Origin of the sequence: Undibacterium umbellatum, from assembly GCF_014284125.1 — a bacterium.
Taxonomy (GTDB): Bacteria; Pseudomonadota; Gammaproteobacteria; order Burkholderiales; family Burkholderiaceae_D; genus Undibacterium; species Undibacterium umbellatum.
In genome coordinates this window covers 238,854-265,145 of record NZ_JACOFX010000003.1, presented here as the reverse complement: position 1 = coordinate 265,145, position 26,292 = coordinate 238,854, and the positions used below count along the sequence as shown (strand labels likewise).

The 26,292-nt window shown below is 51.1% G+C and carries 29 protein-coding genes; 16 read left to right on the top strand and 13 right to left on the bottom strand.

What is annotated here, in order from left to right:
* The first annotated feature begins 75 nt into the window (after nucleotides 1-75).
* The 3 genes from rapZ to H8L47_RS09425 all read left to right on the top strand — a co-directional run bounded on the left by rapZ (nucleotide 76) and on the right by H8L47_RS09425 (nucleotide 3,375).
* On the top strand, nucleotides 76-939 hold the full coding sequence (rapZ, locus tag H8L47_RS09435; RefSeq protein WP_186953332.1) for an RNase adapter RapZ: 864 nt from the start codon (nucleotides 76-78) through the stop codon (nucleotides 937-939).
* Between the two features lie 218 nt (nucleotides 940-1,157).
* Entirely contained in the window at nucleotides 1,158-2,300 is a 1,143-nt protein-coding gene (locus tag H8L47_RS09430) for a WD40/YVTN/BNR-like repeat-containing protein (protein WP_186953331.1), read from the top strand.
* A 106-nt stretch (nucleotides 2,301-2,406) separates the two neighbouring features.
* Complete coding sequence (locus H8L47_RS09425; RefSeq protein WP_186953330.1) at nucleotides 2,407-3,375, top strand: phosphotransferase family protein; 969 nt, start codon at nucleotides 2,407-2,409, stop codon at nucleotides 3,373-3,375.
* 226 nt (nucleotides 3,376-3,601) lie between these two features.
* Here H8L47_RS09425 and H8L47_RS09420 read toward each other — a convergent pair whose 3' ends face one another.
* On the bottom strand, nucleotides 3,602-4,105 hold the full coding sequence (locus H8L47_RS09420; RefSeq protein WP_186953329.1) for a tetratricopeptide repeat protein: 504 nt from the start codon (nucleotides 4,103-4,105) through the stop codon (nucleotides 3,602-3,604).
* A gap of 745 nt (nucleotides 4,106-4,850) precedes the next feature.
* Here H8L47_RS09420 and H8L47_RS09415 point away from each other — a divergent pair.
* On the top strand, nucleotides 4,851-6,386 hold the full coding sequence (locus tag H8L47_RS09415) for a slipin family protein (RefSeq protein WP_186953328.1): 1,536 nt from the start codon (nucleotides 4,851-4,853) through the stop codon (nucleotides 6,384-6,386).
* Nucleotides 6,387-6,523: 137 nt separating this feature from the next.
* Here the strand turns inward: H8L47_RS09415 and H8L47_RS09410 are convergent, their stop codons facing one another.
* Both H8L47_RS09410 and H8L47_RS09405 read right to left on the bottom strand, forming a co-directional pair.
* The gene (locus tag H8L47_RS09410; protein ID WP_222616471.1) at nucleotides 6,524-6,934 is read right to left on the bottom strand and encodes a lysozyme inhibitor LprI family protein; all 411 of its coding nucleotides are present in this window, start codon (nucleotides 6,932-6,934) and stop codon (nucleotides 6,524-6,526) included.
* Between the two features lie 154 nt (nucleotides 6,935-7,088).
* Entirely contained in the window at nucleotides 7,089-8,198 is a 1,110-nt protein-coding gene (locus tag H8L47_RS09405) for an HAF repeat-containing protein (RefSeq protein WP_186953327.1), read from the bottom strand.
* Nucleotides 8,199-8,507: 309 nt separating this feature from the next.
* Between H8L47_RS09405 and H8L47_RS09400 the strand changes: the two genes are divergently transcribed.
* A complete protein-coding gene (locus tag H8L47_RS09400) occupies nucleotides 8,508-9,272 on the top strand; it encodes a substrate-binding periplasmic protein (RefSeq protein ID WP_186953326.1) in 765 nt (254 codons plus the stop codon).
* Nucleotides 9,273-9,577: 305 nt separating this feature from the next.
* Here H8L47_RS09400 and H8L47_RS09395 read toward each other — a convergent pair whose 3' ends face one another.
* The 4 genes from H8L47_RS09395 to purM form a co-directional block, all read right to left on the bottom strand.
* The gene (locus H8L47_RS09395; protein WP_186953325.1) at nucleotides 9,578-10,030 is read right to left on the bottom strand and encodes an SMI1/KNR4 family protein; all 453 of its coding nucleotides are present in this window, start codon (nucleotides 10,028-10,030) and stop codon (nucleotides 9,578-9,580) included.
* A gap of 127 nt (nucleotides 10,031-10,157) precedes the next feature.
* Nucleotides 10,158-10,415, bottom strand: coding sequence for a BrnA antitoxin family protein (locus H8L47_RS09390; RefSeq protein ID WP_186953324.1), 258 nt, complete (start codon nucleotides 10,413-10,415; stop codon nucleotides 10,158-10,160).
* Entirely contained in the window at nucleotides 10,399-10,671 is a 273-nt protein-coding gene (locus H8L47_RS09385) for a BrnT family toxin (protein WP_186953323.1), read from the bottom strand. The genes H8L47_RS09390 and H8L47_RS09385 overlap by 17 nt, the downstream gene beginning before the upstream one ends.
* A gap of 171 nt (nucleotides 10,672-10,842) precedes the next feature.
* A complete protein-coding gene (gene purM / locus H8L47_RS09380) occupies nucleotides 10,843-11,886 on the bottom strand; it encodes a phosphoribosylformylglycinamidine cyclo-ligase (RefSeq protein ID WP_186953322.1) in 1,044 nt (347 codons plus the stop codon).
* A 153-nt stretch (nucleotides 11,887-12,039) separates the two neighbouring features.
* On the opposite strand from purM, the gene H8L47_RS09375 reads away from it, so the two are divergent.
* The 7 genes from H8L47_RS09375 (at nucleotide 12,040) to panB (ending at nucleotide 18,286) form a co-directional block, all read left to right on the top strand.
* Nucleotides 12,040-13,125: an AI-2E family transporter gene (locus H8L47_RS09375; RefSeq protein ID WP_186953321.1), complete on the top strand. Its 1,086-nt coding sequence runs from the start codon at nucleotides 12,040-12,042 to the stop codon at nucleotides 13,123-13,125.
* Entirely contained in the window at nucleotides 13,122-13,817 is a 696-nt protein-coding gene (gene hda / locus H8L47_RS09370; RefSeq protein WP_186953320.1) for a DnaA regulatory inactivator Hda, read from the top strand. Before H8L47_RS09375 ends, hda begins: the two co-directional genes overlap by 4 nt.
* Nucleotides 13,818-13,827: 10 nt before the next feature.
* Nucleotides 13,828-14,505 carry a histidinol-phosphatase gene (locus H8L47_RS09365; RefSeq protein WP_186953319.1) on the top strand — a complete coding sequence of 226 codons (678 nt, stop codon included), beginning with the start codon at nucleotides 13,828-13,830 and terminating at the stop codon, nucleotides 14,503-14,505.
* On the top strand, nucleotides 14,502-15,857 hold the full coding sequence (gene pcnB / locus H8L47_RS09360) for a polynucleotide adenylyltransferase PcnB (protein ID WP_186953318.1): 1,356 nt from the start codon (nucleotides 14,502-14,504) through the stop codon (nucleotides 15,855-15,857). Before H8L47_RS09365 ends, pcnB begins: the two co-directional genes overlap by 4 nt.
* Before the next feature lie 2 nt (nucleotides 15,858-15,859).
* Nucleotides 15,860-16,336, top strand: coding sequence for a 2-amino-4-hydroxy-6-hydroxymethyldihydropteridine diphosphokinase (gene folK, locus H8L47_RS09355; RefSeq protein ID WP_186953317.1), 477 nt, complete (start codon nucleotides 15,860-15,862; stop codon nucleotides 16,334-16,336).
* 694 nt (nucleotides 16,337-17,030) lie between these two features.
* Nucleotides 17,031-17,384 carry a DMT family protein gene (locus tag H8L47_RS09350; protein WP_222616470.1) on the top strand — a complete coding sequence of 118 codons (354 nt, stop codon included), beginning with the start codon at nucleotides 17,031-17,033 and terminating at the stop codon, nucleotides 17,382-17,384.
* Between the two features lie 89 nt (nucleotides 17,385-17,473).
* Nucleotides 17,474-18,286, top strand: a complete 813-nt coding sequence (gene panB / locus H8L47_RS09345) for a 3-methyl-2-oxobutanoate hydroxymethyltransferase (protein WP_186953316.1) — start codon at nucleotides 17,474-17,476, stop codon at nucleotides 18,284-18,286.
* Between the two features lie 90 nt (nucleotides 18,287-18,376).
* Here panB and H8L47_RS09340 read toward each other — a convergent pair whose 3' ends face one another.
* A complete protein-coding gene (locus tag H8L47_RS09340) occupies nucleotides 18,377-18,895 on the bottom strand; it encodes a hypothetical protein (protein WP_222616469.1) in 519 nt (172 codons plus the stop codon).
* Nucleotides 18,896-18,904: 9 nt separating this feature from the next.
* The gene (locus H8L47_RS09335; RefSeq protein WP_186953315.1) at nucleotides 18,905-19,999 is read right to left on the bottom strand and encodes an MBL fold metallo-hydrolase; all 1,095 of its coding nucleotides are present in this window, start codon (nucleotides 19,997-19,999) and stop codon (nucleotides 18,905-18,907) included.
* A gap of 189 nt (nucleotides 20,000-20,188) precedes the next feature.
* On the opposite strand from H8L47_RS09335, the gene H8L47_RS09330 reads away from it, so the two are divergent.
* Both H8L47_RS09330 and H8L47_RS09325 read left to right on the top strand, forming a co-directional pair.
* Complete coding sequence (locus H8L47_RS09330) at nucleotides 20,189-20,833, top strand: TetR/AcrR family transcriptional regulator (RefSeq protein ID WP_186953314.1); 645 nt, start codon at nucleotides 20,189-20,191, stop codon at nucleotides 20,831-20,833.
* A gap of 154 nt (nucleotides 20,834-20,987) precedes the next feature.
* Nucleotides 20,988-21,785, top strand: a complete 798-nt coding sequence (locus H8L47_RS09325; protein WP_186953313.1) for a hypothetical protein — start codon at nucleotides 20,988-20,990, stop codon at nucleotides 21,783-21,785.
* A 286-nt stretch (nucleotides 21,786-22,071) separates the two neighbouring features.
* On the opposite strand, the gene H8L47_RS09320 is transcribed toward H8L47_RS09325, so the two are convergent.
* Together H8L47_RS09320 and H8L47_RS09315 are read right to left on the bottom strand one after the other, a co-directional pair.
* Nucleotides 22,072-22,824 carry a hypothetical protein gene (locus H8L47_RS09320; RefSeq protein ID WP_186953312.1) on the bottom strand — a complete coding sequence of 251 codons (753 nt, stop codon included), beginning with the start codon at nucleotides 22,822-22,824 and terminating at the stop codon, nucleotides 22,072-22,074.
* Nucleotides 22,825-23,078: 254 nt separating this feature from the next.
* On the bottom strand, nucleotides 23,079-23,588 hold the full coding sequence (locus tag H8L47_RS09315) for a MarR family winged helix-turn-helix transcriptional regulator (RefSeq protein ID WP_186953311.1): 510 nt from the start codon (nucleotides 23,586-23,588) through the stop codon (nucleotides 23,079-23,081).
* A 165-nt stretch (nucleotides 23,589-23,753) separates the two neighbouring features.
* Between H8L47_RS09315 and H8L47_RS09310 the strand changes: the two genes are divergently transcribed.
* Both H8L47_RS09310 and H8L47_RS09305 read left to right on the top strand, forming a co-directional pair.
* Nucleotides 23,754-24,635, top strand: a complete 882-nt coding sequence (locus H8L47_RS09310; RefSeq protein ID WP_230413667.1) for an EamA family transporter — start codon at nucleotides 23,754-23,756, stop codon at nucleotides 24,633-24,635.
* Nucleotides 24,636-24,684: 49 nt separating this feature from the next.
* Nucleotides 24,685-25,302: a nitroreductase family protein gene (locus H8L47_RS09305; RefSeq protein ID WP_186953310.1), complete on the top strand. Its 618-nt coding sequence runs from the start codon at nucleotides 24,685-24,687 to the stop codon at nucleotides 25,300-25,302.
* A gap of 4 nt (nucleotides 25,303-25,306) precedes the next feature.
* Here H8L47_RS09305 and H8L47_RS09300 read toward each other — a convergent pair whose 3' ends face one another.
* Complete coding sequence (locus H8L47_RS09300) at nucleotides 25,307-26,020, bottom strand: SDR family NAD(P)-dependent oxidoreductase (RefSeq protein WP_186953309.1); 714 nt, start codon at nucleotides 26,018-26,020, stop codon at nucleotides 25,307-25,309.
* A complete protein-coding gene (locus tag H8L47_RS09295) occupies nucleotides 26,017-26,256 on the bottom strand; it encodes a TIGR02450 family Trp-rich protein (RefSeq protein WP_186953308.1) in 240 nt (79 codons plus the stop codon). Before H8L47_RS09295 ends, H8L47_RS09300 begins: the two co-directional genes overlap by 4 nt.
* Nucleotides 26,257-26,292: the final 36 nt, after the last annotated feature.

Here is a 26,292-nt window from a genome sequence, read left to right as displayed (position 1 = left end):
TAGAGTACTGCCTGAGTCGGCGACGCCTAGCCATCTTAATTTTACAACAGCCTCTAATTATCTACGTCACCTGATATGGACATCCTGCTTATCTCCGGTATCTCCGGCTCCGGTAAATCGGTAGCCCTGAATGTAGTTGAAGATGCTGGTTATTATTGCGTCGACAATCTGCCACCCAGCCTGCTGGCTGAGCTGATTAATACCCTGACGCGCGAAGGCATACCCGCTGCCGCCATCGCCATTGATACCCGTAGCGCAAACTTACTGACGGGCTTGCCTGACTCCATCAACACCCTGCGCGCTGAAGGCCATCATGTCAAAGTCCTGTTCCTGACAGCCAGCACAGAATCCCTGGTCGCCCGCTTTTCAGAAACCCGCCGCAGCCACCCGCTGTCGCACCGCCTTGGCCTCGACAAAGAACCCGGCGACAGGCTCAGCCTGACTGAATGCATACAGGAAGAACGCGAGATACTCTCAGGCATACAAGTCGTGGCCCATGTCATCGACACCAGCGACCTGTCCGCCAACAAGCTGCGCGCCTGGGTTAAGGATGTCATACAGGTAGGCTATACCCCACTGACCCTGATGTTTGAATCCTTCGCTTTCAAGATAGGTGTGCCGCTGGATGCCGACTTTGTATTCGACGTCCGCATGCTGCCCAACCCGCATTACGACCCCGTGCTGCGCCCGCTGACCGGCCGCGATGAGCCCGTCATCCAGTACCTCAAGGAACAAGCCATGGTGGACGAGATGTATAGCGACATCAGCCAGTTCATCAGCAAATGGCTACCCGCCTTCAAACGCGACAACCGCAGCTACCTCACTGTCGCGATAGGCTGCACTGGCGGCCAGCACCGCTCTGTCTACATGGTGGAAAAACTCGCTGCGCATTTCAAGGCGCAGGAGCAGGTGTTGGTCAGGCACAGGCGGTTGAGCTAAGGTACAACTGATAGATCAAAATTGGGCAATGCCTCGTAAGGTTAGGCACAGCCCAAGACTATATTTTTGATTGACGCATCTCTGACAAAAGGCTGTTTAAGCTGCATCGTCACATACGCAATACCCCATCAAACATTTCCCCAGGCACTAAACAGTTCAAGAAACTTCCGCCATCCCGACATGTCCAAGCGTTTCCATCACTTCCATCAAGAATAAAAATGAAAACCAAACCACAAAAGATCTGGACGGCGACAATACTCATTGGCTTGTTGTGCATGGGCCTGGCGGCATGCAGCACGGCACCACAGGCCACCACACCGCGTTATCAACTGAGCGCTGATGCGGCCTGGAGCAAACTCAATACTGTTGCCTATAAGGGCAAGCAGGATGATATTTTCTTTGTCCAGCCTGACTTGGGCTGGTATGTGAATGGTGCAGGCAAGATTTACAAAACCACGGATGGTGGCCAGAACTGGCTGGAACAATTATCCAGACCCGGCACATTTTTTCGCACGGTAGGTTTTGTCGATGCCATGCACGGCTATGCTGGCAACATCGGTACGGATTATTTTCCTGGTGTTACCGATACCACGGCGCTGTATGAAACCCGTGATGGCGGTGTCAGCTGGCAAGTTGCCAAAGGGCAGGAAGGCATACAGATCAAGGGTCTGTGCGCCATTGACATACTGCACAATAAATTCATCAATTCTGGCGTACTCGATAAGCGCACCATCATCCATGCTGGTGGCCGCGTCGGTGGCCCGGCGACTTTGCTGCGCTCGCTTGATGGCGGCTCCAGTTGGAAAAGCATAGACATGACGCCTTACACAGGCATGATACTCGACGTCAAATTCTTTGATGCGATGACAGGTTTTGTGTTTGGCGCATCCAGCAGCGACACGGAAAAATCCCGTGCCCGCATCATCATGACCAAAGATGGTGGTGCAAGCTGGAAGACCGTCTATGAATCCAGCCGCCCGTATGAGCTAACCTGGAAAGCCAGCTTCCCGACCCGCGATACCGGCTATGTGACGATACAAAGCTACAACCCGGACCCGGCCACCAGCCAGCGCTATGTTGCCAAGACAGAAGACGGTGGCCTGAGCTGGAAAGAAATCCCCCTGGTCAATGACATCAAGGTAAGAGAATTTGGTGTTGGCTTCATCGATGCCAACACTGGCTGGGTAGGTGCCATGGACGGCGGCTATCAAACCACTGATGGCGGCCTGAGCTGGAAACACATTCCCATGGGCCGCGCCGTCAACAAGATACGCCTGCTACCAACAGGCAAGGGTTTTGTCGGCTATGCGATAGGGACAGAGGTGTTCAAAATCAAGCAGGACAATGCGCGTTTGCCTTGATGGGCTTGCTGGCTTCTATTTTGAATGGGTGCGGGACCTTGGTGGCCCCGCTACTTTTAAGTTAGTTTTGGCTTTGACAAGAAACTATTTCTGTACACAAATTTCAATGACAATAATCCTCAATTGCCTCCCGCAAAATCTCAATAATCCTGCCTGCAATGACTTCATAGCAAATACGCCTTTGGCAGACTGGATGCAGGTACTGGAGCATCTTCAACAGACATTCGGCCTGCCGCCTGGCACCTGGGAGAAGATACCGCTGGGTGCGAATGCCTTGTTCGGGCTGGGTGATGGAGTGATCGTCAAACTCGTGCCCCCCAACTGGCGTCGCCAGGGGGATAAGGAAATCCTGGTTGCGCCACTGCTTGACGGCAAACTCTCAGTGCAGACGCCCAGCCTGATCGCCAGCGGTGAAATTGATCATTGGGTATTCGTGATCTTCAGCCGTTTGCAAGGTACTTTGCTGGCCGACATATGGCCGTCACTGGATCTGGAACAGAAACAATCCATCATGGTCCAGACCGGCCAGCTCTTGCGTGAATTGCGTCACGTACAGTTTGATGCAGACATCGCCATCCGGGTGGACTGGCCAGCGTATATACAAGAGCTAATCGCAGCTTGTATGGCCAGACACCAGCGCAGGAAAATGCCTGAAGGCTTGCTTGCACAAGTCATGCCGTATCTAGAAGCTGCCGGAGACTTTGCCAGCGCAGGTGATCCGCGCTTTATCCACATGGACATACACCCCTGGAATTTAATGGCGAAGCAGGAACAAGACGTTTGGAAGTTAAGCGGCTTGCTCGACTTTGGTGATGCCATCGTCGGCAATAGCGACAGACTGGAAATCTTGACGCCCATGATATTCATGGCGCAAGGTAACCATTTGCTGCTCAAGTCCCTGTTACAGGCTTACGGTGAGATTGGAGATATCAACGCAACAGATTTGCAACGCCAGTTGACCGCTTATATGCTGATCAGGCCGGATTCTGATGTCATGTTTTGCATGCAGCAAGTGCCTGCCATCGGGCAGCGTGACACTTGGGAACGGGTTGCGAAACAGATGTTTCCGCTGTGAAGCCGCGCGAGTAAATTACCCCAGTTGTAGGTGCGATTAGCCCAGCGTAATCGCACGTATGTGATTAACGAGTAAAGCTCGCAATGAAAAGCGTGACCGCTTCATCGGACACACTCCAGGGGAAAATCCTCTCGCGTATAAGGGGATTTGCAGAAATTTTTCAGTCATCACAAACGTGCGATTACGCAAAGCTAATCGCACCTACCTAAGAATATTGTGCGCATCCTCAGTCAGTCGATTTTTCTACCAAACCTTGCGCGTACCTCGCCAGCGAACGGTTGTAGCGTGGCAGATAAGTCGACAAGGCTGTCAGGCTGATCGCCAGCGCCTCGCGTTCGCGCCCAAGGTCAGCCAGCGCCAGGGCCAGAAAGCCGCGTACCGCAGCATCGAGTTCATCACTGCCCATCTGCATTTCTGCAAACAGCAAATCCGCCGCAATTTGCGGATCACCCAGATAACGCAAGGAGCTGGCCATCTGTATATTTGCCCGGCGACGCCGCAAACCCGTCAGTTCAGCGTCCAGTGCTGCCTGATACAGAGGAATGGCAAGCTGAGGAAAACCGCAAGAGTCTCGCGCAGCACCACGCTCAAACAGGCCAATGGCAGCACCTTGCGGTAGCTCGGCAGCCATTGCATCGATGCCTGCAATGAAATCCTGTACCGGCATAGTATCGAGCGCTGCCCATAAGGCAGCCAGTCGTTCGTCCCAGGCTTCGTTAAGCGTAGTCATGGTTTTTATCGTTAAAGTGTGCCGGATCGATTATCCAGCATAAACCATCACAAGGGCCTGGTCAAAAATGGCGGGGAAACAAATATATAAAACCTTGGTGTGCATCAGGCAAAATTTTTTTTGATTTTCCAAATCTCAACACAATCAACTCAGGCTATACTCACTTTGCGTTTCCTCGGTGGGAACTAAGTTGTCTGATTGCAGAGGTTCTGACTCATGGGTTCAGGCTGGCACAGCGTATTTTATGCGTTTGTGTACCGCACCAGACAACTGTTATTAGGTTCGATTCCTATACTACGCAACCATGCTCAAAGATGAGCCTCAGACTCATAATCTGATTGAAGTAAAAATGTGTAATACATCAGTAGTAATCCTCAAGGGAACTGCTTTCCTGTTCTTGAACATGCAAACTCAAGTATTCAGTTTGTATGCGCCTGGACAACGCAGCATCGCTTCGCATGATTGTTACCATGTATGTGTCCCGGTTCTTAATTCAAACTATCAAGGCCAGGAAAATGGAAGCAGTGCTTTTGCTGCCGTTTCTCTGGCGAGCGTACGAGAAGCAAGATTGCGGCACCTTACATGCACGGTCATCCGCCATGCTGCGGGGATAGTTCTCTTGAGGCTGTTCTGCTCAAAGCTGATGTGTGTCAGTGTGTTTTCGCCTGACTGACTTACATAGTTTTTTCTTGCCCCGGCTTCTTGAGTTCGTCCGACGAAATATTTATCTTCATTGAGAATGTCTATGTTCCTCAGAAAAATAATTCAAGACCACCAGATTGGTCTTTTATATGGCCGTAGCGGTTTTGAAAAAATTCTTGTCAAGGGCAGTTATTTTTTGCCCAGGTCCAAGCGAGTAGAGCTTGGCAATCTGACTGATTTCCCGGCAAACATTGCTGACCTTGAGTGGATCAGCTCACATCATGGGGCTGCACTGGCAACAGATCTGGAAATTGTCCGCACGGGCCATGATGAAGTGGCGCTCGTTTGCAGTGGCCAGCAATTTCTGTGCGTGACACCAAATTCCCTGCGCGCTTTCTGGAAGCAGGGTCTGGGCATCAAAGTATTCAGGGCAAATATAACGCCTGACTTGAAGGTACCTGTGGAGTGGCTAAAGCAAATTCCCATCGGCGTGTCAGTTGGCTGCGTCAAGCAGGCTACCATACCGGCAGGAGCGTATGGTTTGTTGTTTGCAGAAGAAAGCTTCAGTGATTTTCTACTGCCTGGCAGACATGCTTATTTCGATGTTTTGCCCAAGACAAAGTTGACGATTTGCCGGCAATCTCAAGTGATAGATGCCAAAGATGTCGTGCATGCCATCGTCGCCAGCGAACATCCAGTTTTGTCAGCACAACTGAACAAGATAGAAACCAGTGACCAGCAACTGGCGGTCTGGTGGGACAAGAATGAATTGGTGCATGTCACTGGCCAGGCAACACCCGCGCTTGCCAGTAGCGACCTGAAGCTGGAATTGATTTCACTGGCACAGGCACCACGCGCAATTGAAAGCCACATCGTTCTGGCTATGCGCAGCAACGCCAATAATGCGAAGTTGCTGGCACCACACATCACAAGTTACGAAGTGCCTTCAGAACATGTGGGCATGTTGTACATTGACGGCGTTTTCCATGCCAGCTTAAAACCAGGTTTTTATGCCTACTGGCACGGTGGAAACCGTTTGAGCCTGACAGTCATTGATACGCGTCTCACAACGCTGGAAATTACCGGCCAGGAAATGCTGACACAAGACAAGGTGCCTTTACGCGTCAATGTCACGGCAGGATATAAAATCACAGACGCACCCCTGATGCTGGCCAGCCTGAATGATTACAAAGACTTCATCTACAAGGAAATCCAGTTTGCACTAAGGGCTGCAGTAGGTGGCAAGACCCTCGATGGTCTGCTGGAAAACAAGAATGAAACTGATGAACAGATATTGCACTATGTTGCTCAAAAAGCGCAAGTCCAGGGCATAGAAATAGTCAGCCTGGGTATCAAGGATCTGATCTTGCCGGGTGAGATAAAAACCATGCTGGGCAAGGTAGTAGAAGCAGAAAAAGCCGCGCAAGCGAATGTGATACGGCGTCGCGAAGAAACCGCAGCCACCAGATCACTCATGAATACCTCAAGAGTGATGGAAGATAATCCGGTTGCCTTGCGTCTCAAGGAACTGGAGACACTGGAAAAAATGACTGAGAAGATCGATAAGATCAGTGTCTATGGCGGGCTGGAAAGCCTGCTTAAACAGGTTGCAGCCTTTAAACCGGCAATCGACAAATAAAAACATCGACATGGTGCGGGATAAGCCTGTCATCTGACATGCTATCCGCGCCATAATGATCAGAGCAGGCGGTCTGTTGTGCTTACTCTGCAGTCTGTGCTAGTCCGTCACTGGCAGGATGTAATAATTCACTGAATTCAATGGTGTGGAGTGAGAGACTCAAGCTCTTCTGCTCTCAATATTCTGACTGTTACGCTGCATTCATTCGCGTTCAATCTGGCAGATGTGCCGCCGTCGGGATCATAATAAAATTGACAATTGGCATCTGTAAATTTCAGCCATAGACGCTGCGCTTCCTGCAATTCCTTTTTCCGCTCTGCATTGAGTTTAGCCATCAGTTTTTTATAGGCATTATTCAGGCGTTTGTCGACACGGGTGTATTCAGCTGAAATGCAATCAAGCATGACCGGGTCAACCCCCTCTGATTTGTCCATGCACTTGTTATATTCGGCACTGCGCGCTGGTTCAGCCCTGCCATATGCGGGTAATGAAAGGGTTGTGCTCAGAGCTGCGGTCAAGATAAAGATGAGTTTGTATCTGGCTTGCATGGTTTATGGATAGATAGGATGTTCGTAAAATTTGCCGGGCTTTTTACACTTCTTTGCTACGATTTCTTTGCCGCTATGCATCGCCCAGGCGGTAATACAAATACTTGCAATAACTGTATTGCATATCTTGCCTGGGTTCAGCAATTAAAGTGCATCAAGTCCTGAAAAACAGCCTGCTCTCGAAAAACAAGCCCTTAATACGTTTACGGAAGATGGCAATGGCTGCAGCAACCAATACAGTGAGCACATTAAAACCAAGTATCTTGTGGCCCCCTACATCAACAAAGGGGATGGCATTGGAAGGCATGGTGGCGGCGTTCAGGCCGCGGTCGTAGCTTGCGCCTATGACCTGGCCTACGTTATTGATGGCATTGGTCAGGTACAAACTTTTGCCAGCCGGATGCAAGGTCATTTTATTGTCGCGCCAGACGAAGGATAAACGCAGGTCCTGGGTATCAACAACGCCGACGACGTGGCCGTCGTTATTGATGCCCGTCGCGAAGCTATCGCCAAAACCTATCTTGGCACCGAGGTCTACCATCTGTTTGCCATCATGGACAAAGGCATGCAAGCGACGGTCCTTCATCTCCGAAGTGCCAACCACAGCGCCCTGGTCATTGATGGCCGTGCCTGCGCTATAGCGGCCACCCAGCGTGCCAAGATCGACCATGCCCGTGTCTTTTTTATATAAAAAAGCATGGCGTGAACCATCGGTAATCATGGAGGTACCCGTTACCTCGCCAGCATTATTAATGCCGCTGGCATAACTGACCCTGCCGCCCAGTGTGCCCAGATCTTGCAGTGCTTCGCCAGGCTGATACAGAAAGGCATGCCAGTCACGATCAGGTGTGTCAGAAAACCCTGCGACCATGCCAGCATTGTTGATGGCAGCGCCATAGCTATGCGGGCCACCCAGGGTGCCGAGATCTTTTACTTCACGATCGCGATTGCGGATGAATGCCCTCCAGATATCGCCTTTTTTGGAAGACCCGACGATGTCACCCTTGTCATTGATGCGCTTGGCTTCACTTTCAGTTTCGCCAGGCATTTCCAGTTTGATCAGCTTGCCATTCTGAACAAACACGGCATGTGGCGTACCGTCCTTTTCCTTAATGACTGCTGCTACCTGCCCCGCAGCATTCATGTCATAGGCTATCGATTCGCCATACTGCTTGCGCTCTATACCCAGTGAATGACTCGTCGCAGCAGCATTACCACCGATCAGAGCGAGCAGAATCAAAGAACTACGCAATGCATGATGCATACAAGTATCCTTTCTGGAGGCGGGTCGTACAGGAGATTTGCAGGCAAATATACAGGATTATTATGTAGCAATAAAGATAAATGATTATTATATGCCACTATCCTTGCACGACTTGGCATGTATGTCCGGGATCGGACAATCTGGACAATCTGGACAATTTGGACAATTTGGACAGTAGCTGCTATAGGCACATTTTCAGCATTGCAGTGCTGATCCTGCTTTTGCGAATTTGCACACCCCTGTTCACAAAATTGACTTCTGTTTGTCGCCTGCATATATTGAAACCACATATGCAAAGAGGGGAAGATCATGTCTTTTCAGCCAGTTCGTCGCCTGATCGCATTGCTGTTCTGTATGCTGGCAAGCCTGGAGACGATGGCGGAAGAAACGCAACTCAAGTTCTATACTGAAGAATATCCCCCTATCACCTTTTCGCAAAAAAGCAAAGCTACCGGCCTTGGTACGGAAGTGGTGGAAGAGATCATGAATCGCCTTGGCATCAAGGCCCCTATTGAAGTCGTGCCCTGGGCCAGAGCCTATGCCTATGCAACGACCACACCCAATACAGGATTATTTGTCACCACGCGTACGCCTGAGCGTGAAAAACTCTTCAAATGGGTAGGCCCGGTGTCGGCAACCACAGCGCATTTCTATACCCGCCGTGGCAGCCAGCGGCTTGATAACCTGGAACAGGCCAGACGGGCCGAACGCATCCTGATTCCGCGAGAATGGTATTTACAGCAAATGCTGCGCGGCATGGGCTTTAACAATATCAATTCTGTGCCAACGCCAGCCGATGCCGTGCGCATGCTGGTGGCAGGACGTGCGCCCCTGATGGCTCTCGACGACGTGACGCTGGCTGATACGCTATCGGCAGTTGGCCTCAATGCCAATGACATAGAGACTGGCTCCACAATTACCCAGGCGGTTCAATATATCGCCTTTTCACGTGACACACCGGACAGCGTTGCCGTCCGCTGGCAAAAAATCCTGGACGATATGAAGGCCGACGGCAGCTTTGAACGCATTTATAAAAAATGGCTGCCAGGTGCAATATTGCCTGAAGCACGCTAAAGCTATGCACAAGAAAAAGCAAAAGAAATAGGTGCAAGCCCGGACAGAAAAGCTCATTTATTCGCCGCTAACGCAACGCTGAAACACGCCTGGGCTGCCTGTAAATTCTAACAGCCAAAAAATCGTGGGCGAAGCTGTTTTAGTTAGCAAGGATATGAATGATTTGTCTATGGCTGTCCCTTCAAAATTCTAACGCTAAGTGTTGGGCAGATAAAGCGTTGCCTAGCGAGGCCCGGCCCAACCTACGATACTGGACCGTGCATTACATCGATTACTTTGACTCGCTGGCTCATTGAAGATCTTTTTTAATACGCATTCTCCCTTGCGAATTCAACCCGGTCAGCAACCCATGCACTGAAGTTGTCGAATCGAGAAATATCTTCCGGCAATTGTTGGCCATCTATAAGCCGATACAAATCCGAGGAGTCTGCCCATACAATCTCATACTCATTATCTGGTTTGTTGTCAGCAATGGCGAAAACAACCCCGCCATCACCCCAATCATTAATAAGCAGGATATTTTGTGGTAACGATATGCTTTTGCGGCAATCCAATGTTTGCTTGACCGAACCTTCCAGATTTTCAATTCCACAGGCCATAGAATAGCCATAAACCGACAGCAGCCATCTCAATGAAGTGGGTAGAGAGAATCCAAGATCACTTTCGTATTGATCAAGATCCGAAACCAACTCTGGATGCACGCCCTGAAGGACATCCAGGTTTGACTTTACATAGAGTTCAAATTCAGTCTGCTTCATTTTTATTTCTGACAGTTTCAAGTGTAGATATGATTCAGCTATTCATATTCGGTAAGTTTGAACCCACCTCGTTCAGAATTTTTCTATTTGAGCGCACAACTTGCCGGTCCACACCCAACAGAAAATCTCAACGAGACTTCTGCTGCTTGGTTTCCATATACACACGCAATAACTGATTGATGCGTGTCTGATAACCCTGGCCTTGTTCCTTGAACCACTCCAGCACATCACTATCAAGGCGGATGGTCACGGTCTGCTTGGCGGGTGCGCGCACTTCTGCGCGCTGGAAAAAATCGTCACCCAACTCGACAATATCGCTGGTGTCGATGTCTTTATCCTTCATCGCTTCCAGGCGATTCCAATCTGTTTTAGATACGTTGCTCATAACGTTTCACCTCATTTTTTGTTGCCTTACGGGCAGAGATAATGCGGATAACATCTCCCTCCCTTTCCACATAGACCACAACGCCTATTACGCTCCGAATCCATCCCAGGCCAATCCAGCGATCTTCGCGATAATCTTCACGATCATCCAAAAGCGTTAGCATGGGATGCCTGAAAATATCGGCCGCATCACTAAAATCTATGCCGTGCTTGCGGATATTGGTTTGATTTTTGTTTTCATCCCATTCAAAGCGCATTGTTCACCTATACATATAAACTGCACTTACTTTGCCTTGATATTTGTATGGACATTTGTATTTACATTATAGGGCAGGATTGTCAGCTTTTCCGGGTTTCGCTTTTATAAGATGACAAAAAAAACGGGACCTTAACGGCCCCGTAATTAATACCAGCTGGCAATCAAGCCATCACACCACAATCGTCTGATGCTCATCATCTTCGCGTGCGCGGATTTCGCCGATCTTGTAGACGGATTCACCAGCCGCAGTCAGTTGTGACAGGGCTGCATCAGCCAGTTCAGCAGCAACAATAACGACCATGCCTATGCCGCAATTGAAGACGCGGTGCATTTCTGCGTCAGCCACACCGCCGTGTTGTTGCAGCCAGGTGAACAGGGGTGGCAGTGTCCAAGCGTCTTTATGCAGAACAGCCGTCAGTTTGTCGCCCAGTACGCGCGGGACGTTTTCTACCAAGCCACCACCGGTGATGTGGGCCATGCCTTTGACTTCCAGGGATTCCATCAATGCCAGCAAAGGTTTGACGTAGATGCGGGTTGGTGCCATCAAGGCGTCACCGAGGCTGCGGCCATGGAAATCGGCATTCAGATCTGGCTTGGCGACTTCAATGATCTTGCGCACCAGTGAGAAACCGTTTGAATGGATGCCGGAAGATGCCAGGCCCAGAATGACGTCGCCTGGTTGTATCTTGCTGCCATCGATGATCTTGGATTTTTCGACAGCGCCAACTGCAAAGCCAGCCAGATCGTATTCGCCATTTGGGTACATGGATGGCATTTCAGCTGTTTCACCACCGATCAGGGCGCAACCGGCTTGTTCGCAACCAAAGGCCACGCCCTTGATGACGTCGGTGGCAGTTGCCACATCGAGCTTGCCGCAGGCAAAATAGTCGAGGAAGAACAGTGGCTCGGCGCCTTGTACCAGGATGTCATTGACACTCATGGCCACCAGGTCGATACCAACGGTGTCATGCTTGTTGAGGTGGAAAGCCAGTTTCAGCTTGGTGCCCACGCCGTCAGTACCGGAGACCAGGACAGGTTCCTTGTATTTTTTGCTGACTTCAAACATGGCGCCAAAACCGCCTATGCCAGCCATGACACCTTCGCGCATGGTGCGTTTTGCAAAGGGTTTGATGGCATCAACCAGCGCGTCGCCGGCAACCATATCGACACCAGCGTCGGCGTAAGAGAGAGAAACAGGGGTAGAAGTGCTCATGATATTCGGCAATAGGGGCAGGAGGCGGTAAAATAGAGAAATTGCCAGAAAAGTCCGGCAAAAGCGCTATTTTAACAAATTGACCGCGAAAACCCCGTATTTTTGGGACAGACGGTAATTTTGATGACAAATGACTACTAACCAACTCTAAAAATGCCATTTTCTTTTACGTCGGAGCAAAAACAATCCATGCTGTGGCTGGCCCTGGCATTTGCCTTGTTGCTACTGCTGTCTTTGCTGGGTCCAGTGCTGATGCCCTTCATCGTCGCCAGCATATTGTCCTACGTACTGACGCCATGGGTAGACAAGCTGTGCGCCCTGCGCGTGCGCAAGATAGGTTTGCCACGCTCTGTGGCGGCTACCCTGGTCATCGTGATTTTGATTGCTGCAGTGCTGGCCATGGTGCTGGTCATGATCCCCATTCTGCAAAAAGAAATACCACAATTGCAAGATCAGATCCCGCGCTTCTTTGACAAGCTCGATGAAATGCTGGCACCCATGCTGTCTGAATTTGGTATCAAGGTGCGTCTGGATAGTACTGGCATTAAGGCTTTACTGACTGAGCAAATGGCAAATAGTGGTGATGTCATCGGTAAGGCCGTCCTGAATTCGATCCGGGTTGGCGGCACTGCTGTGCTGGGCATGGTGGCTAACTTGCTGCTGATCCCTATCGTGCTGTTCTATCTGTTGATGGACTGGCATTCCCTGATCAGGCGTCTGAGTCATTTCATCCCGCGCCGCTATGTCAGCGTCACCGCGAACGCTGTGCTGGAAGTGGATGATATTCTGGCGCAATACCTGCGTGGGCAAATTCTTGTCATGATCGTGCTGGCGGTGTATTACTCGGTGGCGCTCAGCATTGCCCGTTTTGACCTGGCTTTGCCGGTGGGCATTATCACTGGCTTCCTGGTGTTCATTCCCTACTTGGGCTATGGCCTGGGGCTGGTATTGGCGGTGATTGGTGCTATCCTGCAATTTGATGGCTTTAGTGGCCTGGTGTGGGTAGCTGCCATCTATGGCATAGGCCAGGTCGTAGAATCGTTTTACCTGACACCACGCCTGGTGGGTGAGCGCATAGGCCTGCATCCTTTGACCGTGATTTTTGCCTTGATGGCATTCGGACAATTGTTTGGCTTTATCGGCATTCTGATTGCCTTGCCAGCCTCTGCCGTGATCTCGGTTGCCGTCAAGCATTTGCGTGTGTCTTACCTGAATAGTCCATTTTATAGCCAGACATGAGGCAATTATTACTCGACCTGGACGCGCAAAAACTGCCGTCCCTTGCCACCTTTGTGGTGGGGCAAAATGCTGAGCTGGCACAATTGCTGGGCATGTTTGACCAGCGTATCACTAGCCAGTATGGCGAACGCTCGGTCTATATCTGGGGTGAGCCAGGTGCTGGCAAGACCCATTTGCTGCATGCCCTGGCGGCTGATGCTACGGCCCGCTATATCCCGGCAGATGCGCCGGAAAGCGCCTTTGACTTTACCGAAGGTGTCAGCCTCTACCTGCTGGACGATTGCGACCAGTTGCCGCCGTTGAACCAGATCGCTGCCTTTAATCTGTTTAACGAGGCACGCGCTCGTGGCGGTTTCTTGATCGGTGCGGGTAATCGCCCGCCCATGATTCTAAATGTGCGTGACGACTTGCGCACCCGTTTTGGCTGGGGCCTGATTTATCAGGTACATGGCCTGACCGATGAAGAGAAGATCGATGCCTTAGAGCGTGCCGCCCATGCGCGGGGCATACAACTGTCACCCGGCGTGTTACCCTATCTGATAACCCATTACCGCCGTGACATGAGTTCGCTGACCGATGTTCTGGACCAGCTCGACCATTATTCACTGGAAACCAAACGTCCCATCACCCTGCCATTGCTGCGCGAACTGATGTTGCAGCAACAGCCTGGCCTGGACACTACGAACGATTAGCAGACCTAGCATGCGCAATATCGCCCTCTTTGATCTTGACCACACCCTGATCCCCATCGATTCTGATTTTGAATGGGGCCAGTTCCTGTGCCGCGTCGGTGCTGTCGATGCTGATGAATTTGCCCGCCGCAATGCCGAGTTTTTTGCCCAATACCAGGCTGGCACACTGGACCCGGTCGAGTACCTGGAATTTGCCCTCGGCACACTGGCGCAATTCCCGCGTAGCAAACTGGATGACTTGCATCAACAATTCATGCAGGAAGTCATCAATCCTGCTCTGTTGCCTGCTGCCTATGATTTAATCAGGAAGCATCAGGACCAGGGCGACCTGATCGCCATCATCACCGCCACTAACCGTTTTGTGACTGCCCCCATCGCCATCGCGCTGGGCGTAGAACACTTGATGGCGGCAGAACCTGAGCTCGATGCCAATGGCAATATCACTGGCAAGCTGCTGGGCGTGCCCAGTTCTGGCGCTGGCAAGGTCGTGCATCTGCAAGACTGGCTGGTAAAGAAGGACCTGCAACTCAGCGACTTTACCCATAGTTATTTTTATAGCGATTCGCAAAACGATATACCGCTGCTGGAACGCGTCAGCCATCCTGTCGCAACCAATCCCAATGCCAAATTAAGTGCCCATGCACTGGCAAAAGGTTGGCCTCAACTTCACCTGTTTGACAAGCAATGATCAAGAAATTTATTCGCAAAATACTGGGCGTAAAAAACAAGAGCGATGCCGCCAGCGCCAACCAAAAGCCCACTGTGCTGAGTCATAAAGACCACGGCATAGACCCGCAACTGGTGTCCGCGAATGCCATACGCATCACCCAGACCCTGCAAGAAAATGGCTTCAAGGCCTTCGTCGTGGGTGGTGCTGTGCGCGACTTGTTGACTGGTGTCAAACCCAAGGACTTTGACATTGCCACCAATGCCACGCCTGAACAGGTCAAGCGTTTGTTCCGTCGCGCCTTTATCATAGGCCGCCGCTTCCAGATCGTGCACGTCATGTTTGGGCAGGACTTGCTGGAAGTCACCACCTTCCGTGGCGCTGCCACTGATGGCGCGCCCAAGGATGAGCATGGCCGCGTGCTGCGTGACAACACCTTTGGCGAACAATATGAAGATGCCGCCCGCCGCGACTTCACCGTCAATGCCATGTACTACGACCCGGCATCCCAGATCGTGCTCGACTATCACGGCGGCATGAAAGACATCAAAAAGAAAACCCTGCGCATCATCGGCGTGCCAGAAGCCCGCTACCGGGAAGACCCTGTGCGAATGTTGCGCGTGGTACGCTTTGCCGCAAAACTGAACTTCACGATAGATGCCGCCACCCGCGCCCCCATCGCCGTGATGGCACCGCTAATCAACAATGTGCCTGCCGCCCGCGTCTTTGATGAAACCCTGAAACTGCTGACCAGCGGCCACGCCATGGCCTGTCTGCAACAACTGCGTAAAGAAGGCCTGCACCATGGCCTGATGCCTCTGCTGGACGTGGTGCTGGAGCAACCCCTGGGCGAAAAATTCGTGACCCTGGCCCTGGCCAATACCGACGAACGCGTGCAGCAAGGCAAGCCAGTCTCACCAGGCTTTTTGTTTGCATCTCTGCTGTGGCACCAGGTTGTGGAAAAATGGGAAGCCTATAAAGCCGCTGGCGAATTCCCCATCCCTGCCCTGCACCTGGCAGCAGATGATGTCTTAAATACCCAAACCGACGCCCTGGCAATCCAGCGCAAGATCGGCTCGGACATGCGCGACATCTGGGCCATGCAGCCACGCTTTGAAAAACGCGTAGGCAAAACCCCGTACAAAGTATTGGAGCACCCACGCCTGCGTGCCGGTTATGACTTCTTGCTGCTGCGTTGCGCCTCCGGTGAAATCGATGAAGAAATCGGCGAATGGTGGACTGACTTCATGGAAGGCGACAGTGTAGAGCGTGACCGCCTCATCAACACCAAACCCAAGGCAACCGAAGCCGGCCCCAAAAAACGCAAACCCCGCCGCCGCGCCCCACGCAAGGCAGCCGCTGCAGCAGAATGAGCATGCGAATTTTTGTAGGCATAGGTGCCAACCTCGGTGACGCTAAAGTCACTGTAGGCAAAGCCATAGACGCGCTGGCGCAATTGCCGGACACTACCCTCGTGGCGCAGTCCGCCATGTTTGGCAGCGCGCCCATAGATTCGACTGGTGATGATTATGTCAATGCAGTGGCTGAACTGGCAAGCAGCCTGAGCGCCACCGACATTCTGCAACACCTGCAAGCCATAGAACTGGCGCATGGCCGCGAACGCCCCTACCGCAATGCCCCACGTACCCTGGACCTGGATTTGCTCATGTACGGTATGGAAGAAATCAATACCATTGACCTGCAAGTCCCACATCCACGCATGACAGAACGCGCCTTTGTCTTGCTACCCTTGCTGCAACTGGCGGCAGATGTCAGCATCCCTGGCAAAGGCCTTGCGCAAGATTATGTCGCGGCTGTGGCCGAACAACGACTACAGAAATTATCGCCATAGGAGTGGCTTCGGCCGCGAATGATTAATATCATCACAATTCAAATGTTTCCGGCTAAAGAGGCTCCTACAACGCGAAACCAATGATTTGAGCAACATCACATCCAGGACCAAGGTGCCGCTGAAAATTTGAAAACCATTATAGTATTGTATCGGCGTATTTTCCCGTTGGTCGTTCTCTATCAGAATCACCCAATCGGACCATAACTGACGCTACCAATTCAAATCAAATCGGTGAATAAATCGTCAACAAATCACTACAGACAGCTGATTAATGAATCAAGATGATCACTTTGAGAAAGTCCGAACCAAATTTTTTTGGCGGCGGAGCATTATCCTCCCGAACGGGCGGAAACTGGCAATTGTTGTGTTGCTGCGCGAGGAGGACTGGAGGCCGCTCGATACTCCATGGTGGAGGGGGAAGCAGGTTTGCATTATTGGTGTAGAAGAACACGGTAATTTTTTTCTACGCCACTGCGACGGCTCGGTTAGATACTGGGATCACGGCACCCAGGAAGATACAATCGTGGCGTCAAGCGTCCATGCATTTGCAGCATGTATTGGCGAGGCAGATGACACAGGGGCCTAGCACAAGTTCGCAGCTAGAGCCGCTCCTACAACACCCACTGAACGTTTCCGACTTGCTGATGTATGATGTCGCCGTGGTATTTACATATGCGTAAAATGCTACACAAGCATGGCAAAAAAAATCAACATGAAAATTATCCTGCTGCTTTCGCTCTCCAACATCTTCATGACGATCGCCTGGTACTGGCACCTCAAAGGTGGGATGAACAAGCCTTTGTTTGGCGTGATCTTGCTCAGTTGGGCGATTGCATTTGTGGAATACTGCCTGGCTGTTCCAGCCAACCGGATTGGTTTCGCCAGTGGCTGGTCCCCAGGACAATTGAAGGTCGCACAAGAAGCCATTGCCCTGATTGTATTTGGCGTATTCATGGTCATTGTCCTAGGTGAACCTTTACACTGGCGACACGGCGCGGCATTTGCGTGCATCATGGCGGCAGTGGCGTTCCTGTTCATTGGCAAGTGATTAATACCTTGAATCTTAAGAGGCTGCTGGTGGAGACAAAATCGCTGTCAAACAAAAACCAATGACAGCATCACCTTTGGAGAAAAAGAATGGCTGAATATTTGCAAGACCGTAAAGCAGTAAGCATTCCTGGCTTGATCGCACTGCGTGAAAAAGGTGAAAAAATCACCATGCTCACCTGCTATGATTCCAGCTTTGCATCCCTGATGGACCGTTGCGGCGTAGAAATTTTGCTCATCGGTGATTCCCTCGGCATGGTATGCCAGGGACATGATTCCACCCTGCCAGTAACACTGCAAGACGTGGCTTACCACACAGCTGCTGTCGCCCGTGGAAATCAAAAAGCCCTGGTTATTGCCGACATGCCTTTTGGCAGCTATGCCACACCAGAAGCGGCTTTCAACAATGCGGTGCAACTGGTGCAAGCTGGTGCGCAAATGGTCAAACTCGAAGGTGGCACCTGGCTGCTGCCCACCATCAAGTTCCTGACTGAACGCGCCATCCCCGTCTGCGCCCACCTGGGCCTGACACCCCAATCCGTGCATCAACTGGGCGGCTACAAGGTACAAGGCAAGACAGATGTCTCCGCCAACCTGCTCAAAACCGAAGCCCTGGCAGTACAGGAAGCCGGTGCCACCCTGTTGGTACTCGAAGCCATCCCCGCCAGCCTGGGAAAGGAAGTCACAGACTCTTTGCACATCCCCACCATAGGCATAGGTGCAGGTGTTGATTGCTCAGGTCAGGTATTGGTCATGCACGATTTGCTGGGCGTCTTCCCTGGCCGCAAAGCCCGCTTCGTGAAAAATTTCATGGAAGGCCAGACCAGCATCGATGCTGCGGTTTTGGCTTATGTGGCAGCAGTAAAAGACAAGTCTTTCCCGGCGCTGGAACATAGTTTCTAAAGTTGGCAAGCTCGTCGACAGGGCCTTGCTCAGTCGGCGAGCTTCTCGCTGATCAATGCATTTGACCTGATCTTTCCCAGCCCAAAATTTCTAAGCATGCATCCAGCAAAACCAGCGCAATGTCGCCTGCGAATCTGGTAATTCAGGATCATCATGTTCGAATCCAACTTCTATGCCCGCCGCAGTAGTGGCAATCATGGCATACGGCGGTGCGTGCTCGCGCACATCGGTAATTTCCAACCCGGCTTGCCTTGCCATTTTTAAAAATTCTGACAAAGGCAAACCTTGGCGCAAAAATTTCCGGTCTTGCAAAAGCAGAGGCCCGCCATCAGCTTGTTGCGCTACACCAGAAAATGTATCGACGAACACTGTAGCCAATTCTTTTTCGCCAGCAAAATGAAACTCCAGATCACCATAGGCGACTACGAGGGGAAAGCAGGCCGCACTACCCGGCTGGTAAGGCAAGTCCAGGTCATCTGGCATATATACTTCATCCGCTGATCCCAGGCAGGCAAACACATCAACCGGGCTACAATGTTTACGCGGAATGAAAGCACCCAGGCTGCCATCCCGCAAGAAGCCAAGCAAAGAAATTCCTGTCCTCATCATTATCTGATTTTATTCCGCCAAAGCGGATTGTAAAGATACAGGCTTGCCAGCTTGCGCCAGCGGGAACAGCCACCAGCGCTTACCGGTTTGCGGTTCGGCGATATCGACTTCCTCCCCCATTTGCGGTGTGCTTATCCTTGCACCCTGCTGCTTGGCCAGCGCGACAATGCGCTCAAAAGGTTCGAACCAGCTATGCATGGATAAATCAAAAGTACCATTATGAATAGGCAGCATGGTTTTGCCACGCAAATCAATATGCGCTTGCAGCGATTGCTCTGGCTGCATGTGCACGTCAGGCCACATCTTGTTATAGGCACCGGTTTCTATCAGGGTCAGATCGAAGGGGCCGTATTTGTCGCCTATCTCTTTAAAGCCTTTGAAGTAACCAGTGTCACCGCTAAAGAAAATTTTCAGCTCAGGCGTGAGTATGCTCCAGGATGACCACAGGGTCTGGTCACGGTCATGCAAGCCACGGCCAGAAAAGTGCTGGGCAGGTGTCGCGACAAACTGCGTGCCATTGATCCAGGTGCTTTGCCACCAGCCCAGTTGCTGCACTTTGCTTGCATCTATACCCCATTTGATGAGGCGATCACCCACACCAGTCGGTGTCAGGATGTGCTCAGTTTTTTTCGCCAGTTGCAGGATAGCGGCATAATCCAGGTGATCATAATGATCATGCGACAAGATGATGCCCTTGATGGGTGGCATGTCAGCAATACTGATCGGTGGCTGGTGAAAACGCTTTGGCCCCATCCACTGGAAAGGTGAGGCCCGCTCAGAAAACACCGGGTCAGTCAGCCAGAATTCACCCTGCAATTTCATCAGCATGGTCGAATGACCTAGACGGTACAAACTATAGTCTGGTGCAGCCAATAACTGTTCTTTCGTCAATTCAAACACAGGGATACTGCCACCTGGCACCGTATCCTTGGGTTTGTCGAAGAAAAATTTCCACATAATTTTCATGTTGCCCAACAAACTGGGTTCACGGGTAGGTGCCTGGTTGACAAAACCTGCACTGGCAGGCTGCGGTGGCACAGTGGGTAACTGCTGGGCATTACTGGGAGAAGAAACATAGGCCATGGTGATCAACACTCCTGTCATAAAGAGACTGAATACAAATCGCGAAAATTTGGGCATAAAATGAAAAACTGGCTCACAAATTAATTACTGCATCGAATTATTACACTACACAGTGTAGTTTCTAAATTTAGAAAAGTAAACTACTTAGTGTAAAATTCTTTTTATCCGCAGCCTCTCGCTGTAAACCAGTCAAGATTACTTAAATACAACATGTCCGAACCCGTACGCCAGACCGACCGCAAACGCGAAGCCATCCTGCAGGCAGCCATCCATGAATTTCGCCTCAATGGTTTCGATGCAACCAGCATGGACAAGATCGCTGCCACGGCTGTCGTCTCAAAACGCACGGTGTACAACCACTTCCCTAGTAAAGACGATTTGTTCGCCGCAATATTGTTAAAATTGTGGCAAAGCGCTGTTTCTCAGGATGATTTTCGCTATCAGGCCGATAAAAACCTGCGCGAACAGCTGGAAACTTTCCTTGGTAACAAGATGCGCCTGATGAGCGACACCAATTTCATCGACCTGGTACGCGTCGCGGTCGCCGCCACCATCCACACCCCGGACCGCGCCCGCGACATGGTAGAGCGCATGAGCAAACGCGAAGAAGGCATCGTCGCCTGGATCAGGGCAGCGCAGGCCGATGGCAAGCTGAAAGCTGGCGACCCCTACTTCATGGGCGACATGCTGCAAGGCCAGCTCAAGTCCCTGGCCTTCTGGCCGCAGGTGGCAATGGGACAGCCCATGCTGGAAGAATCTCAGCAAAAGGTCTTGATCGAACTGACGGCGGGAATGTTTTTGGGGTATTACGGTGTGACGCATGCAAGCCTTGTAGGTACGATTAGCGCAGCGTAATCGTACGCATGTCAGCTCGTAGCTCCAGATTAGTCGCTACTTAATCGGACGCATCACATGCCTCAAAAATGACAGAAACATATCAAACTGATTTGTCATATCATGCCCCTGGTGCCCTCAATGCAGGAACCACGTCAAGTCAGGGGATATGTGGATGACATCAATACAGCAATCATTGCATGGCGGCACAGCTATCCGTATATGGCCGCTGATTGCCATCCTGGCGATGCACATACTGCTGCTCCTGGTACTGTCTCAACACAATACTCGCCAGACTGATAATACGGCACAAGGAACAGACGTAACTTTCCTGACCTCTGTGGCGAAGCAAAGCTCGCCATTGATACCAAAACCCGAACAAGAAAAACCCGCGCAACAAAAGCCACCGCTTACTTCTCAAAAAGAAACCCCGCTTCCAGCAAAGAAATCAGCAGCTACAAGCCCTGCAGCAGTCGATAAATTGCCCGTACCTCAGGCGACAGAAAAATCAAGGAGTGATATCACAGCAGGTATCGAAGCAGGTGTCGAAGCAAATTCGTCTGCCAAAAATTCAATCAATATTGCGCAACTGCGCTCACAGGCAAGATTGCTGGCCAGAGAATCAGCACAGAGTGGTGCCAGTGAGTCTGGCAACCAAGGCATACTTGGCGAATATTACGGTAGCTATCAAGGCGCCGACACAGGTACGTTTTATATCCACGTTGACCATAAAGGCAATATCCTCGGTTCTGCCGACTCGCACACCGCCCGCAGCAGCTTTACCATTACTGGCAAGGTATCGACCGACGGTGTCGTACAAATGACAGGAAAAGGCCTTGCCGGTTCAGCCAGCTTCGATGGCAAGATCAATCTGGCGACAGGTGCAGTATCCGGGCACTGGAATTTGACAGGTTTTGGAAAAGGACAATTCAGCGGGCAACGTGCTAAAGCTGCCGGTACCAGGACTTATTGAGGCGATAGGCCAAGGCTGAATAAATGAATTGATAAAACTTTTTTGGGACTGCGGAGCATAAGCACAGGTATGTCAGGTAGGTCCGATTAGCTTGCGTAAGCGGACGCATGCAAGTCGCCGCTAACAACTCAGTTAAAAGAACGTACCAAACATTAAACTAAAAAAAGCATTTCTCTGACAGCTTTAACGCGAAGATCTGAGATACTTATTTTGATGCACACTATGCGTACGATTACGTTGTGAAAAATCTTATCTACGCGCTGGCCAGCACCTCCCAAATCCTGGATTAATCTACACTCAACTGCAACTCATCATTGACGACGCGAAAACGAAAATGCACCTCATGTTCCGGAGTAACTGAAAAATAAAGCGTCTCAGATTCCTTCCTGTCTTTTTTCTTGTAATCAAGTTCGCGCACAACAATTCTATGATCACCTTGCTTGACACGCATCAAAATAGAATTTTTTGGTGCAATATCTTTCTTGTGGGTGGAGGCAATATTGCCATCAATGTAAACCGTATATTGCTCCTGAATTGCCAGTGCATTCACACCAAAATCTATGCTGACAAAGCAATTATTTTCTTCAAGGAATTTTGCTTCTGCCTCCAGCATCCATGAGTTTCTGGTGCGGCCGGTATTTTCCTTTATCCACAATGATTCATCTGTGACCACCACGCCATCTTTAAAAGGTACATAGGTCCTGTCGATGTAAATTCCTTTGGAAAAAGCAAGGTAAAAATCCCCCGTCAATTTCTCATGAGCGATATCGCAAAATTCAACGCGCTGGCCAGGATATTCGAATCCCTGCAGATATAAATGACCGTGCTCATCCAGCAGATAATGCGATACGTAACCACGCCAAAGTGCTGAAGATACTATCTTTACAGGTTTTGGCAAGGTTGAAAATTCATATACACAATATCCACCCTGGATAACTGGATTTCCTGTCGTGACGAAACCCAAAAAATAGCCTTCGAGTTTGACGTCCTTATGCCTGCAAATAAATCCTTCAGGTCGTTGCACTGTCATCGCTTGCAATCTCCCACATATCCTCCGATAAAATAAAATCGTTTTTCTTTTGTGCAGCCTGACTCAACTTTGCTTCAATGATCGTTTTCAATGGCGTAGGGCGTAATGCAATGCGCCGCATGGTGCGTCAAGGTTCCGGGATAAATATGTATGTCGTGTGCGATGCGCACATACGGCGCAATATATTGCGCCCTACGATTATCCAGTTGCAATTTTTATTCATGCGACTACGTTCTGATCATCACACAAAAAATTTTTTGCCATCACCCTTCCACCTTCTCCAGCACCGCCAGCATCGCCCTCAGCCCTTCATTCAAACGTTTCAAATCCGCAGCACTCAAACCAGACATGATGCGCCTTTCATTTTCCACATGAGCAGCCACTGCGCGGTCTACCAGGTCTTTGCCGGTATCTGTCAATTGCACCAGCATGCTGCGGGCGTCGTCGGGGTTTTGCAGGCGTAGTATCCAGCCGCTGGCTTCGAGTTTTTGCAGTCTGTGGGTCATGGTGCCGGAGGTGACCATGAGTTTCGAGAACAGATCGGTCGGGCTCATGCAGAAAGTGGCGCTGGAGCGTCGCAGTGTGGCCAGCATATCAAACTCCCAGGCGCTCATGCCGAAGCTGCTGAAGGTGGCTTCCAGTTCGCGCCCCAGCAGGTCACTGCAACGGCGCAGGCGGCCTATGTTTTCCATGGGGCTGCAATCAAGGTCTGGTCTGGCAATGCGCCACTGCTCCAGTATCTTGTCGACTGCATCCATTGTCTTTTCCCCCATCTTGCTTACTCCCTGATTATTTATTCTTTGCAGGCGTCCATTATATGCGCTGGTTGCTGCGCCTCCTTGCCCATGCCTTGAAAGACCACACGCAGCACGGGGATTTTATCTTGATATCAAGATAGTTTGTGCTACCATGATTTATCTTGAACTCAAGACATTATCATGAAAACTGCAAATATGCCTTCCCGACTTAACTTCTGGCTCGATACCTTGTTGACTGCGCTGGCACCTGCCATCTGGGGTTCGACTTATATCGTCACGACACAATTCTTGCCACCAGACCGGCCATTTACTGCTGCCTTGCTACGCTGTCTGCCCAGCGGGATTTTGCTGGTGCTGTTTTGCAAGCGCCTGCCTTTGTCGCGTGAATGGGGACGTTTGCTGGTGCTGGCGGCGCTGAACATAGGTTTCTTCCAGGCTTTGCTGTTCATTGCGGCTTATCGCCTGCCTGGTGGTATGGCAGCCGTGATTGGCTCCATACAACCCTTACTGATCATGGCGATGGCCTGGTTGCTGGACAAGCGCAGGCCAGCGGTGGTGGCAATCACGGCCAGCATCTTTGCGGTGCTGGGCATGGCAGCTTTATTGCTGTCGGCGACTGCAGTGATGGATGCCGTGGGCCTGGCTGCCGCTGCGACAGGGGCGATTTGCATGGCGGGTGGCACATATTTGTCGCGACGCTGGCAAAGCAGTTTGCCGGTGTTGGCTTTCACTGGCTGGCAGCTGTTACTGGGTGGCTTGATCCTGCTGCCTTTAAGCCTGCTAGTGGATGCCCCACTGCCTGCACTGAACCTGACGCAGATATTGGGTTATGCCTATCTGTCCATTGTGGGTGCACTACTGGCGTATAGCCTGTGGTTTCGCGGCATAGCGCGCTTGTCACCAGTTGCCGTGTCTTCACTCGGTTTGTTAAGCCCCATCACCGCCGTCATCCTGGGCTGGGTCGTGCTGGATCAAAGCATGCGGGGGATGTCGCTGGCAGGTTTATTGATCGTTCTTACCAGTGTCATCGTCGTGCAAAAAAGCATGCGCAACCAGGCCTGAAATTTTTATCGCCGTCACTTTCATCTTCACCTTCATCAAGGAAAACAAAATGCACGCATCCATACAAGAAATTATCGAGTCCCGTGTCTCTGCGAATAACTACGACAGCAATCGCAAACTCAGCCATGCCGAAATCAGCGAACTGGTAAGACTGGCGACCCTGGCGCCGTCTGCCTATAATTTTCAGAACTGGAAATTCCTGGCCGTTGTCAGCGACGTGGCCAAGCAGCGTTTGCAGGCAGCAGCTTTTAATCAGCAAAAGGTCAGCGATGCTGCAGTGACTTTCATCATCTGCGGCACGCTGAATGCGCACACTCAGCTTGAACCCGCCTTACGCCCGGCTGTTGATGTGGGGATCATTGACGACCAGATGTTGACGACATGGGTGGGCATGGCAACACAAAGCCATACTGATAATGCGATGTTGCAAAGGGATGAGGCCTTGCGCTCAGCTTCACTGGCGGCCATGACGCTGATGCTGGCAGCACAAGGCAAGGGGCTGGCATCTTGCGCCCTGAGTGGCTTTGATACAGATGCGGTGACGCGTGAGTTTGATTTGCATGAAACAGAAATCCCGGTCATGCTGATCACTGTGGGTTATGCGGCGGCAGGCAACTGGCCGCAAAAACCACGCAAGCAGTTGCATGAAGTTATGCAACTGCTTTGAGAATTTACCAGGGCAGCGTCTCTCCAGCATAGGTATAAAACTCGCCCGATTGTGCAGGCTGCATGCTGTCGATCAAAGCCAGCATTTCACTGGCTGCCTGTGTGACAGGGCGGCCTATGCTGGCACCGCGAAAGGGTTGTGACAATGCAGTGTTGACCGTGCCGGGGTGCAAGGCAAATAAAACTGCGTTTGGCTGGGTGCGTTTAAGTTCTATGGCTGCGGTCTTGATCATCATGTTCAATGCGGCCTTGGAGGCGCGATAGCTATACCAGCCGCCAAGCCGGTTATCTTCTATGCTGCCAACCTTGGCAGAGAGCATCGCCATGACGCCTCTTTGCTTGTCGAGCAGAGGTGCGAAGTGACGCAGGAGCATGGCCGGGCCAAAGGTATTGACGAGGAAGGTCGCCTGCATTTGTGCATACTGCAAATCGGCCAGTTTTTTCTCAGGCATGAAGTCAGCGGTATGCAATACGCCAGTCGCATTGATGATGAGATGAAAAGGGCCGTGTTCTTTCATCACAGTAGCGGCTTGCGCGATGCTCTCTTCAAGGGCGAAGTCCAGTGGCGGCTGGCTTTGGCGATGCAGGCTTACAACCTGGCCGCAATGTTCTTGCGCACGCAATAATTCTACAAATGCCGCACCTATGCCACCAGAAGCGCCAATCACAAGCGCCCTGAAGCCCTGCGGGAAGGAGCTTAGTAAACTATCCGCCATCATACCCATCCTTGTTTCCACATGGTCGTGTCAGTCAGTTCCCGCCAGGCGATCTTACGCTTGGCCTTGGTATAGACAGCTTCAAGCTCAACAAATTCTACCTGGGTATTCATGACAAGCTGCCCTTCTTGTTGCTCAGGCAAATAGACTTTACTGACCAGAAAGTGCTTTTGTTTGGCAACGACTTCTACCGCAGTCCATTTGGAGAGCATGAGCTTGTTTGGCTGTATGGGATTCATTTTCTGGCTTTCAAATGCGAGGTGCTGCAAACAATG